This window comes from Bradyrhizobium sp. USDA 4472 (assembly GCF_054058595.1).
In genome coordinates, this window is the sequence record NZ_JBSSAM010000001.1 from 5,438,749 (window position 1) to 5,452,283 (window position 13,535).

General features: G+C 63.8%; 10 protein-coding genes. 2 read left to right on the top strand and 8 right to left on the bottom strand.

What is annotated here, in order from left to right; translation table 11 throughout:
* Positions 1-4: 4 nt before the first annotated feature.
* The 5 genes from ACVWZ4_RS25345 to ACVWZ4_RS25365 form a co-directional block, all read right to left on the bottom strand.
* A complete protein-coding gene (locus tag ACVWZ4_RS25345) occupies positions 5-1,510 on the bottom strand; it encodes a M81 family metallopeptidase (RefSeq protein WP_456735559.1) in 1,506 nt (501 codons plus the stop codon).
* Positions 1,511-1,800: 290 nt separating this feature from the next.
* Positions 1,801-3,468 (bottom strand): ABC transporter ATP-binding protein, encoded by a 1,668-nt coding sequence (locus ACVWZ4_RS25350; protein WP_456741440.1) that lies wholly within the window; start codon positions 3,466-3,468, stop codon positions 1,801-1,803.
* Positions 3,468-4,355, bottom strand: coding sequence for an ABC transporter permease (locus ACVWZ4_RS25355; RefSeq protein WP_456704311.1), 888 nt, complete (start codon positions 4,353-4,355; stop codon positions 3,468-3,470). The genes ACVWZ4_RS25350 and ACVWZ4_RS25355 overlap by 1 nt, the downstream gene beginning before the upstream one ends.
* Positions 4,356-4,374: 19 nt before the next feature.
* Positions 4,375-5,316 carry an ABC transporter permease gene (locus ACVWZ4_RS25360; RefSeq protein WP_456704310.1) on the bottom strand — a complete coding sequence of 314 codons (942 nt, stop codon included), beginning with the start codon at positions 5,314-5,316 and terminating at the stop codon, positions 4,375-4,377.
* A gap of 160 nt (positions 5,317-5,476) precedes the next feature.
* Positions 5,477-6,607, bottom strand: coding sequence for a M20/M25/M40 family metallo-hydrolase (locus ACVWZ4_RS25365; protein WP_456735557.1), 1,131 nt, complete (start codon positions 6,605-6,607; stop codon positions 5,477-5,479).
* Positions 6,608-6,874: 267 nt separating this feature from the next.
* On the opposite strand from ACVWZ4_RS25365, the gene ACVWZ4_RS25370 reads away from it, so the two are divergent.
* Both ACVWZ4_RS25370 and ACVWZ4_RS25375 read left to right on the top strand, forming a co-directional pair.
* Positions 6,875-8,485 carry an ABC transporter substrate-binding protein gene (locus ACVWZ4_RS25370; protein ID WP_456704308.1) on the top strand — a complete coding sequence of 537 codons (1,611 nt, stop codon included), beginning with the start codon at positions 6,875-6,877 and terminating at the stop codon, positions 8,483-8,485.
* A gap of 276 nt (positions 8,486-8,761) precedes the next feature.
* Entirely contained in the window at positions 8,762-10,348 is a 1,587-nt protein-coding gene (locus tag ACVWZ4_RS25375) for a glycosyltransferase family 39 protein (RefSeq protein WP_456790377.1), read from the top strand.
* Between the two features lie 10 nt (positions 10,349-10,358).
* Here the strand turns inward: ACVWZ4_RS25375 and ACVWZ4_RS25380 are convergent, their stop codons facing one another.
* The 3 genes from ACVWZ4_RS25380 to ACVWZ4_RS25390 form a co-directional block, all read right to left on the bottom strand.
* Positions 10,359-10,499 carry a hypothetical protein gene (locus ACVWZ4_RS25380; RefSeq protein WP_456704307.1) on the bottom strand — a complete coding sequence of 47 codons (141 nt, stop codon included), beginning with the start codon at positions 10,497-10,499 and terminating at the stop codon, positions 10,359-10,361.
* 56 nt (positions 10,500-10,555) lie between these two features.
* Complete coding sequence (locus ACVWZ4_RS25385) at positions 10,556-11,806, bottom strand: multidrug effflux MFS transporter (RefSeq protein ID WP_456704306.1); 1,251 nt, start codon at positions 11,804-11,806, stop codon at positions 10,556-10,558.
* A 144-nt stretch (positions 11,807-11,950) separates the two neighbouring features.
* On the bottom strand, positions 11,951-13,438 hold the full coding sequence (locus tag ACVWZ4_RS25390) for a hypothetical protein (protein WP_456735553.1): 1,488 nt from the start codon (positions 13,436-13,438) through the stop codon (positions 11,951-11,953).
* Positions 13,439-13,535 lie beyond the last annotated feature (97 nt).

Consider the following 13,535-nt stretch of genomic DNA (forward strand, 5'->3'; position numbering starts at 1 on the left):
CCTGTTAGCGTGAAGGGGGCGTGAAAACGGGGCCGTTCGGCTTGATGCGGATGCCGGGACGCAGGCGCGTCCAGGGCAGGGACGCGGTATCGGCCGGCATCGCGCCCGGCGCGGCGCAGATCATCAGCTTCTCCGCGATCGGCTCGAAATCGGCGCGGAAGTGCACCGAGCTCTTGTTGACCAGAATTTTTTCTTTCGTCGGCTCGATCCCGACATAGCGATACATCGCCTGGTCGGCGAGCTGGGCCTTGTGCGAACTCACGACCACGCGGACGTCGCCGATGCGCAGGCACGCCGAGGGCCCCATCTCCATCTCGCGTCCGCCAAAATAGGGGCCGGGCGCGATGAACCGGCCGTCCGAGAGTTGTTCGACGACGAAGCTCTCGGTGTAGGGCTCGTCACCGGGAATGCCTGACTTGCCGCCGAGTGAGAGCGTGATCGTCGCGCCGACACCCGCCGCATGCGCGGCCTTGGCCGAGACGGGATCGTAGATCGCGCCGGTCGCCGCGCTCGCCCTGTTGCGCACCAGCGCGCGCAGCATGCCCGTGGTGTCGGAATCGCCGCCTGCACCGGGATTGTCTTGCGTGTCGGCGATGATGATCGGCTTGCTCGCGCTCTTCGCAAGTTCCATGGCGTGGCGCACGCCGTCGTCGGGAGTCCAGATCTTGCCGTCGAAATCGTCCTCGTGGCTTTCGATCAGCTTGACGAGCGCATCAGCGGCGCGGTCGGCGTCGTCCTGCGTCTTGCCATAGGCGAACACGCTCGGTCCGCAGTCGCGGAAATCGGCGGCGGGGAAGCCGGGCGCGAAGGACAACGTCGGAACCGTTTCACTCTCCAGCGCTGCCAATTTTTCGTAGATGCCCTTGGCAGGGAAGTCATTGGTGCATTGCCAGCTGATCGCGATCAGAAATGGCAACTGGCGGAACGATTTTGCGAAGCGTTCCGTCGTCTTCAGGAGCAGCGCGAGGTGCCTTGCCGAGGCGCGGCCGGTCTCGGCCATGTCGACATGCGGATAGGTGCGGTAGGCGATCAAGGCGTCCGCATGGTCCATCATCGCCGGCGTGACGTTGGCGTGCAGGTCGAGGCTCGCGACCAGCGGAATATTCTTGCCGATGATGCGGCGTACCCGCGCCAAAATCTCGCCTTCGCCGTCGTCGAGATGCTCGGTCACCATGGCACCGTGCAGATCGAGATAAACAGCGTCGATCGGGCCGGCGGCTTTGATGCCGTCCACCATCACCTTCACGATGCGCTCGAAGGCGTCCTTGGTGACATGCGCGGACGGGCTCGCGCCGCAGGCGATGGTCGGGACGAGTTCCCAGCCATTGGCTTCGGCGCTGTCGACGAACCCGGCGAGCCCGACATTGATGCGCCGCATCACCTTCAGCACGTCGGGTCCCACGGTCATCGCCGGCCAGCCGCCGCCATGCTGGAAGTCGGCATACGTCGCCTTCGTCGGAGCGAAGGTGTTGGTCTCGTGCAGGAAGCCGCCGACGGCGATACGTGTCATCAATGCTGGTCCCATGAGCTGGCGAGCGCGACGTTACCCGCCTTTGCGACAAGAGCAAGCAAGGCAGACAATCGCGCCGCGCATGGCCTCAAGCCATTTTGGGAATGCTGCGGATAAGTGTTGTCTAGGAAGGCGCTTCAACATTCTCGGCGTCGTCCCGGCGAAGGCCGGGACCCATGACCCCGGGGAGGAGTTTTGCGAAGATCGGTCGTTCGGGACTCCCACTCGCAATCGAGAGATTCCGCGGTGATGGGTCGCGGCCTTCGCCGGGACGACAGCGGAGGATGTCGCTACACCGCGGCCCCCACGCCCTCCGCCACCGGCCGGAAATTCGCAAAGTCCCAGTTGCGCCCCGGTGCCGCATCCAGCAGCGCTTTGGTGTAGGCCTGCTGCGGATGCGTCAGCACTTCGGCGGCCGGTCCCTGTTCGACAACGCGGCCGTGCTGCATCACCACCACCTCGTCGCAGATTTGTGCGGCGACGCGCAGATCGTGGGTGATGAACAGGATGGCGATGCCGAGCCGCTTCTGGATCTCATCGAGCAGTTTCAGCACCTGCGCTTGCACGGAGACATCGAGCGCGGAGACCGCTTCGTCCGCGACCAGCACGTCCGGGTCGAGTGCGAGCGCGCGCGCAATGGCGATGCGCTGGCGCTGGCCGCCGGAGAACTGGTGCGGATAGCGCGACACGGCGTCGGCCGGCAGGCCGACGAGCTCGAGCAGCTCGCGCGCCCGCTTCATCGCAGCAGCGTGCGAGGTGCCGTAGTTGATCGGGCCTTCCGCAATGCTCTCGCCGACGCTGATGCGCGGGTTGAGCGAACGGTAGGGATCCTGGAACACGATCTGGATCTTCTGCCGGTGCGGCTGCAGCAGACGACGCGAGATGTCGGCGATCTCGCGGCCGGCGAGGCGGACACCGCCGGAGGTCGGATCGATCAGACGGACAATGCAGCGCGCGACGGTGGACTTGCCCGAGCCGCTCTCGCCGACGATGCCGAGCGTGCGGCCCTTGCGCAGCGTCAGCGTCACCCTGTCGGCGGCAATGACCTCGCGTCCCTGGCCGAAGAACGTGCGCTCCTTGTAGATCTTGCTGAGGTCGTTGGCCTCGAGCACGACAGGCTCCTTGCTCGCCTGACGCGGTGGCCGCGGCACCAGGCTCGGCACCGAGGCGAGCAGGTTGCGGGTGTATTCCATCGTGGGATTGCGCAACACGGTCTCGAGCGGACCGGTTTCGACCAGCCGGCCCTGTCGCATCACCGCGACCCGGTCGGCGATTTCCGCGACCACGCCCATGTCGTGGGTGATGAACAGCACGGCCGTGCCATGGTCGCGCTGGAGCTCGCGGATCAGCGACAGGATCTGCTTCTGCGTGGTGACGTCGAGCGCGGTGGTTGGCTCATCCGCGATCAAGAGCTTCGGCTCCAGCACCAGGGCCATCGCGATCATGATGCGCTGGCGCTGGCCGCCGGAGAGGCGGTGCGGGTAGGAGGCGAAGATGCGCTCGACCTGGGGCAGATGCACCTGCTCCATCATGTCGAGGATGCGCTTCCTCCGTGCCTTGCCGTCGAGCTTGGTGTGGGCGCGCAGGACCTCGTCGATCTGGCGGCCGACCGGCACCACCGGATTGAGCGCAGTCATCGGCTCCTGGAAGATCATCGCCATCCTGGTTGCGCGCAGCTGGCGTAGGCGGCGGTCGGTCGTGGTGAGGATCTCCTCGCCGACGAGCTTGACGCTGCCGCCTGATGGGACCAGCGTGCCCTTCGGCAAGAGACCCATGGTGGTCAGCGAGGTCACCGATTTGCCCGAGCCGCTTTCGCCGACGAGGCACAGTGTCTCGCCTTCGTGCGCCTGGATCGAGATGCCGTCGATGATCTTTGGCGCGCCCGGCTTGTTGCCGACGGAGACGACGAGGTTGTGGATGTCGAGAACGACGTCCTTGGTCATCACTTGATCGCTCATCACTTGCCCTCCCGCTGCTTCATGCGGGGATCGAGGGCATCGCGAGCGGCGTCGCCGATCAGGTTGATGCTGAGGATGGCGATCGAGAGCAGAAGGCCCGGCCAGAAGATCAGCGTCGGCTTGAGCTGAAAATACTGGCGGCCCTCGGCCATGATGTTGCCCCAGGTCGGCGTCTCCGGCGAGATGCCGGCGCCGAGGAAGGACAGGATCGCCTCGGTGAGGATCGCCGACGCGCAGACATAGGTGCCCTGGACGATCATCGGCGCGATCGTGTTTGGCATCAGGTGCCGCCACATGATTTTTGGCAGGCTGGAGCCGACGGAGATTGCGGCTTCGACGTAAGGCTCCTCGCGCGCGGACAGCACCACCGAGCGCACCAGGCGCGCCACGCGCGGGATTTCAGGAATGGTGATCGCGATCAGCACGGTCCAGATGCTGGCGCCCGACAGCGACACCACGGCGATCGCGAGCAAAATGCTCGGCATGGCCATCAGGCCGTCCATGACGCGCATCAGCACGGAATCGATCAGCTTGAAGAAGCCGGAGACGAGGCCGATCGCGAGGCCAATGACGACCGACAGAACCGCCGAGCCGATGCCGATCAGCAGGGAGATGCGGCCGCCATAGATGACGCGCGACAGCAGGTCACGGCCATAGGCGTCGGTGCCGAGCAGGAACTGCGCCGAGGCTGGCCTCAGCCGTTGCGACGGCGCAAGCTGGATCGGATCATGCGGCGCGATCAGCGGCGCCAGGATCGAGGTCAGCACGATCAGCGCGAGCAGGATCGTGGCCGCCGCGATGATCGGCGTCGAGGTGAGAAAGCCGAAGCGGGGCCGCAGCGGCGACGTGATCGGAATGGAGGATTGGGGGAGGCTGTCGACGGTCATTTTGTTGTTGTCCCTAGCCTCAGTACCTGATCCGGGGATCGAGCAGCGTGTAGGCGACGTCGATCAGCAGATTGACGACGACGTAAATCAGCGAGGTCAAGAGGATCATCGCCTGGATCACCGGATAGTCGCGCGCCAGCACCGCGTCCACGGTGAGACGGCCGATGCCGGGGATGTTGAACACGCTTTCGGTGACGACGACGCCGGAAATCAGCAGCGCAAAGCCGGTGCCGATGACGGTGATCACGGGCACTGCGGCATTGCGCAACGCGTGCCGCATCATCACTGCGACCTCGTTGATGCCTTTGGCGCGCGCCGTCCGGACGTAGTCTTCGCCGAGCACGTCGAGCATCGCCGCGCGGGTCATGCGCGCGATCAGCGCGATATAGATGAAGGAGAGCGCACAGGTCGGCAGGATGATGCGCTCGAGGAAGGGGCCGAAGCCGGCCGAGATGCTCTTGAAGCCCTGCACCGGCACCCAGCGCAGGTCGATCGCAAAGACTTCGATCAGGACATAACCGACCACGAACACCGGCACCGAGAAGCCGAGCACGGAAAGCCCCATGACGAAGCGGTCGATCCAGGTGCCGTGCTTCCAGGCCGCGACGACGCCCAAGGGCACGGCCACGATGACCGCGAGGATGATGGTCGAGAGCGCGATCGAGATCGACGGCTCGACGCGCTGGCCAATCATCTTCATGACCGGCAGGTTGGAGATCAGCGATGTTCCGAGATCGCCATGCAGCAGCTTGTTCACCCAGGTGATGAACTGCACGATCAGGGGCTCGTTGAGGCCGAGCGAGGTGCGGATGCGCTCGAGCCTTTCCGGCGTCGCGTTGTCGCCGGCGAGGATCGCGGCCGGATCGCCCGGCGTCAGCCGCAGCAGCAGGAACACAAACAGCGCGACGACGCCCATCACGGGCACCGCGGCGAAGATTCGGCGAATGAGATATCCGAGCAAGCGGGATCCGTTCAGATGAGAGTCAAATCGTCGACAGCGGTCGTTGTCCGTTCTGCCACCAACCTAACATTTCAGCAATTCCCGTGCCATCCAGCCGGAACTTCGTAAGCCCGTCATGCCCGGGCTTGACCCGGGCATGACGGCGGTGATCGCAGTAGCGTCACTCCAGCGTCGCGAGCAGCCCCGCCATCAGCCGGCCACGCTCAACGAGACTCTCGACCTCGATATACTCTTCCAGCGTGTGAGCATTGGCTCCACGCACGCCCAGGCCGTCGAGCGTCGGAATGCCCATCGCGCCGGTGAAATTGCCGTCTGAGCCGCCTCCGGAGCTCGCATGCGGTAATTCCGCGCCGAGAGATTTGGCGACGCCGCGCGCCTTTTCATACAGCGCCATCGTGCCGGCATCCGGTTCCCACACCGGCCGCGTCACCCCGCGCGTCACCCTGAACGTGATGTCATTGGCAGTGCCCGATAGTGCCAGCATGCGCTCCACGCCTCGGTCGAGATCGGCCTGGCGCTTCGCCATCGAAAGCGCTTCGCCGGTGGCAGTCGTGGCAACGCAGTTGACCCATTGGCCGCCATGCACGATTCCGACGGAGAAGGTGCAGTCCTCCGTCGTCATCGCGTCGATCGCGAGGATTTGCCGCGCCATTTCGCGGATCGCCGAGCGTCCTGCCGACAGCGTTGCGCCCGCGTGACTCGGCCGTCCCGTCGCTTCCAAATTGAATCGCGCGATGGCGTAACGTCCGGTCGTGACGCCGTTGTCCGCGCGGCCAGGCTCCGGCACCAGCACATATTTGTTGCGCGCCGCTTCCGCCTCGATGATGTCGCGTGTCGAGGGCGTGCCGACCTCCTCGTCCGGCGTGAACAGGATGGTGATCGGCAGGGGCGTGGTGAACGACGCCCGCGCAAGTTGCCGGATCGCTTCGAGCGCGAGATAGTTGCCGCCTTTCATGTCGAAGATGCCGGGGCCGTAGCATCTGTTGCCCTCGCGCCGCCATTTCAGCTTCTCGATCGTGCCGACCGGGTGCACGGTATCCATGTGGCCGGCGATCAGGACGCCCGGCTCGCCTTGCCTGGGATGCGGGAAACGCGCGCGGATGACGCCGCCAAAGCCCTGACGGCCGGCGATGCGCTCGATGGTCGCACCCATGATCGCCATATCCCGCGCTGCGATATCGAGCATGCGGTTGACGGCACCTGCGTCCCATGTCGGGCTCTCGCATTCCACCCACTTGCGCAGGCCTTCGAGCATGGCCTCGGAATCGAAGGGAAGATTGGCTGGATTCATCTGAATGTCTCTCAAGCTTGAAGATGGAATGCGCATTGCATGAGCGTCGGCAGGACAAGCGGGAGAAGTTGTAGAGCCAAACCGATCCTTGTGGAGCCCGTGCGTGCGATGCCGGGGCTTGCATTGAAACCGGATTGACGCGCTCAAGACTGTCTGCAAGTCTCGGAAAGACAAAGGCATTGCGTGAGGTTGGTTCGCCCAAAGAACGAACCTCATGCTCAACGAATAACCTGCCTTTGAACAGTTTCACGTCAGGAGAAACTTTCGATGTTGAGCTTGATGCGCCGGGGGCGTCGCGCGTTCGCCTCCACCCTTGCACTGTCGGTGGTCGCGCTCGCAACGGCGATGGCATCGCCGGTGTTCGCAGCGGGCAAAACCGTCACCGCGGTGATGCATTCGGATTTGCGCATCATCGATCCGATCTTCACCACCGCCTACATCACGCGTGATCATGGCTACATGGTGTATGACACGCTGATCGCGACGGATTCGAACTTCAAGATCCAGCCGCAGATGGCCGACTGGAAGATCTCCGACGACAAGCTCACCTATACGTTCACGCTGCGCGACGGCCTGAAGTGGCATGATGGCACGCCCGTGACGGCTGAGGATTGCGTCGCCTCGCTGAAGCGCTGGGCCGCGGTCGACGGCATGGGCCAGCAGATGATGCAGTTCACTGCGAGCATCGAGGCGACCGACGCCAAGACCATCACGCTGAAGCTGAAGGAGCCCTACGGCCTCGTGCTGGACTCCATCGGAAAACCCTCTTCGCGCGTGGCTTTCATGATGCCGAAGCGCCTCGCCGAGACGCCGCCGGACAAGCAGATCCCCGAACAGATCGGCTCGGGCCCGTTCAAGTTCGTGCAGGGCGAATTCCAGCCCGGCGTGAAGGCGGTCTATGAAAAGAACACCGACTACGTGCCGCGCAAGGAGCCGGCGAGCTGGACTGCCGGCGGCAAGGTCGTGAAGGTAGACCGGGTCGAGTGGATCACCATGCCGGACTCGCAGACTGCGGTGAACGCGCTGCAATCCGGCGACATCGACTTCATGGAAGTGCCGCCGTGGGATCTCTTGCCGGTGCTCGAGGGCAATCCCGACCTCAAGGTCGAGACGCTGAACAAGTTCGGTTACCAGACGCTCGGCCGCATGAACTTCCTGTATCCGCCCTTCGATAACCAGAAGATCCGCCGCGCCGCCCTTCTGGCCATGAACCAGAAGGACGTGCTCGATGCGCTCGTCGGCAATCCCAAGTACTACAAGATCTGCGGCGCCTTCTTCATCTGCGACACGCCGTTCGCGACCGACGTCGGCTCCGAATCGCTGGTCAAGGGCAACGGCATGGCGGAAGCCAAGAAGCTGCTCGCCGAGTCCGGCTATGACGGCACGCCCGTTGTCGTCATGGTGCCCGGCGACGTCGTGACGCTGAAGGCGCAGCCGACGGTCGCGGTGCAGCTGCTCCGCGAAGCCGGCTTCAAGGTCGACGCGCAAGCGACCGACTGGCAGACGGTGGTGAGCCGCAGAGCCAGCCAGAAGCCGCCGAAGGAGGGCGGCTGGAATATGTTCTTCACCAACTGGGTCAGCGCCGACGTGTCCAACCCGATCGCCAATCTCTCGATCGGCGGCCAGGGCAAGAAGGGCGGCTGGTTCGGCTGGGCGGAAGACGCCAAGATCGAGAAGCTCAAGGACGACTTCGTGCGCGCGGCCTCGCTCGACGATCAGAAGAAGATCGCGACCGAGATCCAGAAGGAAGCCTATGACCAGGTGATCTACATCCCGCTCGGGCAGTACCTGGCACCGAGCGCGTGGCGGAAGTCGCTCACCGGCGTGCTCGACGGCCCGGCGACCCCGATCTTCTGGAACATCGACAAATCGGAGTAAGGCAAATCGGAGTAAGGCAAGTCGGAGTAAGGAAAGTCGGAGTAAGGAAAGTCGGTCGACGGAACGGTGCGTCTGCACCTTTCGTCTCTGACATCCGCGGCGCCGCTGTCATCAGCGGCGCCGTTTCTCTTGCCGCTGTCTCGTCGGCGGGCAGCCAGGGTTCCAGTTTCCAATCATTGCCATTTGTTTCTGATCTGAAATAGATGGTATGTCCCCGGACATCACTTTCCTCCCGTCGATTTGAAGACGTTGCCACTCGATTTTGCATTCCAGGCGATGGCCGAACGGTCGGATCGCACGCCGGCGCGCTGGCGCCGTCCGCTGTTGCGCTGGCTCGATGGCGTGGAGGCGGGCTGGGCCGTGCCGCTTCTCATTGCGAGCTTCGTCGCGGTGTGGACTCTGTATCTCGCCGTGGCCTATGCCGGTGGCGGCCTGCACCCTGATACGCTCGAGGCCTGGACGCTGGGACGCAATTTCGCCTTCGGCTATCACAAGCACCCGCCGTTGATGGGCTGGGCCGCAGCAAGCTGGACCTTCCTGTTCCCGCTCAGCGATTTCTCGCTGCAACTCATGGCGATGGTGAATGCGGGGCTCGCGCTGTTCTTCGTCGATTGCGTGGCGCGGCAATTCGTCACCGGTCACAAGCGCGTCCTGGTGCTGCTGCTTCTGATGCTGACGCCGGTCTATCAGTTCCACGCCCAGCGATTTAATGCCAACACCGTGCTGCTCGCGGTCTGGCCGCTTGCCACGTGGTGCTTCCTGCGCGCCTTCGAGACTCGCCATGCGGGATGGGCGATTGCGGCCGGATGCACCGCGGCGCTCGCGATGGTCGGAAAATACTACTCGGTCTTCCTGGTCGCGAGCTTTGGATTTGCCGCGCTCGTGCATCCGGCGCGTCGCGCCTATTTCACCTCGGCCTCACCCTGGATTTCGGCCGTCACCGGGCTTGCGGTGCTGTCGCCGCACATCTATTGGCTCGCGACCACGGGCGCGTCGACCTTCAGCTACGCGCTGGCCCATGCCAACAGCGATACCGTGAGCTCGCTCGGCGACGCGAAGAATTTTCTGCTGGGCCTCATTGCGGCGATCAGCGTCCCCGCCGTCATCTGGGGGTTCATCGCGGGCACGCGGCTCAGACAGTTTCCGGCCGACTTCGCGGCTATGAGCCCGGGCCTCTGGCTTCTGTTCTATGTCGCCGTCGGCACCATCGTCCTGCCGATCCTGACATCGCTTGCGATGGGCACGGATCTGCCTTCGCTGTGGGCCTTGCAGGGATTGTTCCTGTTCGTCGTGCTGATCGTTTGCGGCGCGCGCTTTCCGGTGGAGCGCTTCTACACGGTCAACGTCACGGTCATTGCGGCAGGCGTTGCGCTCGTCGCCGTCCTGGTCGCAGCACCCATCCACGCCGTCTATCGCAATGTCCACGGTTACGAGGAGGGGCGGAATTTTTACGCGCAAGCCGCAAGCGAACTCACCCGGCAATGGCACGAACTGACCGGCGAGGCGCTCAGTGCGGTCAGCGGCGACGATTCACTTGCTTTCGCCACGGCCTTCTACAGTCCGGATCATCCGCCTTATGCACGGCCGTTCGCGCATCAACATAATTGGGGACTGCAGCGCAAGGCCGCGGCCGGTCGCGGTTGGGCCGCACTCTGTTTCGAGGGCCAGCACGACTGCAGCCGCTGGATGGAATCCGTGTCCTCACGCGCCGGCAATTGTGTCAGGCGCGAATTTACCGTACAGGCCTCGCTGTGGGGGCGGTCCGGGGTGAGGCGTCATGTAATTGCGCTGATGGTGCCGCCCGACGCATCACCCGAGAGTGCCGCGCAGGACCTCAGTGCCAGCAAGCGCAGCCTGGATTAGAGCCGGTGTCTCAGCAATGGCTGTCGCGGACCTGCTCGAGCCCTTCGCTCGCAAAGGGCGGCTTGACCGCGGCTTGTTCGTCGCGCCTCGCCACACGTTCCGTGCGCTGCGGGTTCGACTCGTAACGTTCGTCGCGCTGTTCCAATTCCATTTGAATCCGCCTCTCGAATTTGCTGCAGGACAACATCGATGGGCGCACGAGGTTCCTCACACGATGGGGCGGTGCCGAGGCTTGAACAGCCGCCCCTTCTCGACCACCAGCACGATCGCGAGCGCGGCAAGCGTCGACAGGAAGAAGCCGACCGAGAACGGCAGCAGCGTGCCGTCGAAGCTCTGGCCGATCGCTGTTCCGACCACGATGCCGATCAGCGTGGTGATCGAACCGTAGAGCGAGGAGGCGGTGCCGGCGATGTGACCCTGCGGCTCCATCGCGAGCGCGGTGAAATTGGCGACCATCATGCCGAACGAGAACATCATCAGGGCCGACAGCACCATGAACAGGGACAACGGCAAGATGCCGAGGATTTCGCTCAGCAGCATTGCGGCCGCGACCAGAGTGTAGAGCGTCAGCGCGCCATGCGAGATCACGCGCATTCCGAGCCGCCCGACCAGCTTTGCATTGATGAAGCCGGCAAGCGCGGTGCCAGCCGCGATCGCGGCAAAGGCGAGCGGGAAATAGTGGCCGAGATGATAGATGCCGGTGAACACCTGCTGCGCCGAGAAGACGAAGGCGAACAGCGCGCCGATGACGCAACCGGCGGCCGTTGCATAGCCGATGGTCTGGCGGTGGGTGACGGTCTGCCGGAAGGCCGAGAACACGTCGGCGGGCGCGAGCGACCGGCGTTCCTGTTCGGGAAGGGTTTCAGGCAGCCGCAGCACGCTCCATGCCAGTGCGAGCAAGCCGTACAGCATCAGCACGACGAAGATGCCGCGCCATTGCGTGACCAGCAGCACCGCCTGTCCGAACGACGGCGCGATCACAGGCACGGCGATGAACACCATCATCGCAAGCGACATCACGCTTGCCATGCGACGTCCGGCATAGCAGTCGCGCACGATCGAGGTCGCGATCACGCGCGTTGCCGAGGTGCCGAGGCCCTGAAGCGCACGGGCGAGCAGCAGGGTTTCGAACGAGGGCGCCGCGACCGCCAGCACGCTTGCGACCACGTAGACTGCCATGCCGCCGAGCAGCACCGGCCGTCGTCCGAACCGGTCCGACAGCGGGCCCATGACGAACTGCCCCGCGCCGAAGCCGATCAGGAAGGTCGACAGCACGAGCTGGAGATGGTTGGCATTGGGAATGTCGAAGGCCGCGCCGATGTTGGGCAGCGCCGGCAGCATCATGTCCATCGCAAGCGGATTCAGCGCCATGATGGACGCGATCACGATGACGAATTCGGGAAACCCCATGGGGCGGTGTCCGGCGGACACCCAATCGTCGGCATTGACGTCGGACAAGCAGCTCACCTCTGATTTCAGAGGGTATATCTAAAGCCCGTGCTGCATCGCACAACCCATGTTTCGGGATGGCTGTCCGGCGGGGCTCCGGACGGACAACAAATGGTGAAGACGCGGTCGATGGAGGCGTTGAGCTCAGCCCAGCTACGGCTTGACGTAAACGCTCACATACTGGCCCGCATAGTCTTCGCGCCAGCCCCGTCTTTCCACCAGGAACTGGCGCAGCTGCTTGTGATCCTTCACCCAGAGCACCGCATCGATCCGATATTTGTCGATGATGGTGTCCCAGGCCGTCTCGTCGATGTCTTCTCGAACCAGCTTGAAATAGTCATGCAGCAGATCGTCGGGATAGGCCGTCGCCGCCCGACCGTCGACGAACAGGGGCACCGCGCCGCGGGTGTAATAGATCAAGAGCCCGCCAGCGTTCCAGTGGTTCAGGAGCCGCGCATGAGGCAGGTGCGCCTTGAGATGGTCGGCATCCTGTTCCGACACCATTTGCGGAAGTTCGAGCTCCGGCGCCACATGCAGGAAGATCATCGGCAGCGCGAGCGCCCCGGTCAGGCCTGCAATCAGCAGTGATTTCTGAATCTCGCGCGCCGGCGGGCTTCCCGGCAGGAACTGATCGATGTGGAGGGCCAGCGGGAGTGCAGAAAACAGGAAGAAGAAGGACATGTACCTGAATTGATAGAAGCCCAGCAGGAGGAAGAGCCAGGCGAGCAGTCTCGACTGCAAGGGAATGGGAGACTGCCGTCCGCGACACACCTCGAGCGCTACAAAGGCCGCCATGTAGATCATGCCGGGGATGCTTCCGGGCATTTCAACATTGTGGGAGTAGGGCAGCCATTCGCCGATGTTGGCCTGCACGAAGTGGCCCATCGTCGCCGTCACGCCGTCATAGATGCGCCAGCCCAGCGGATTGACGAGCACTGCGGCCGCGCAGCCTAGTCCCGCAAGGCCATATCGTTTGCAGCGCGGCCAATCCTGCTGAAGCAGAGCGGTGCCGCAGAACACGCCGATGACGAGGAATCCGATCAGGAAGCCGCCGTGCAAATTCACCCAAAGCACCATCATCGCGGGCAGCAACAGCAACGATTTGGTTCCCGCGAGGCACGCCCTGTAGAAGACCACGCAGAACAGCATCGTCGCGACGTTGGGCGAAGCGGCGAGATAGATGTTGGGGGCCGCCTCATAAGCGGGATAGAGCAGGCCCGCAGCGAAGACGGCGATGCAAACGGAGATCGCCGAAGCTCCGCGGCTCAGACAGGCGGATGCAAGACATCCGACGATCATTCCGCCGCACGCCACCACGAGCAGAACGAGACCCGTCAGGCCGGTCGATTGCACCAGCCGACTGGCGATCACGTCCCAAAGCCAGGAGAGATTGAACCACTGCTTGTCGCCGAGGGTGAACGACCAGGGGTCCTGGAAGGGAATGGCCGCGTGCGCTCGGATCAAGTCGCCGGCGGCGAGGTGCCATCCCAGGTCATAATGACCAAGCAGGAGCGATGCATTGGATAGGTAAAAGGCACAGGCAAAGGTGATCAGGAACGCATAGGTTCCGAAGGTTGACCTGGACTGGACGGTGCCGGAGCTGCCGTCTTGCCTGCTGCTCCAGCTCGCGCGCGCATCCATCTCGGTCCCTTACGGTGGAAACGGACGGTCAAAGGTCCGCGATGCTTTTGGGCCTGCTCGTCCGGAAGCAGACTTGCTACGCTGTAGAGTGCAATAA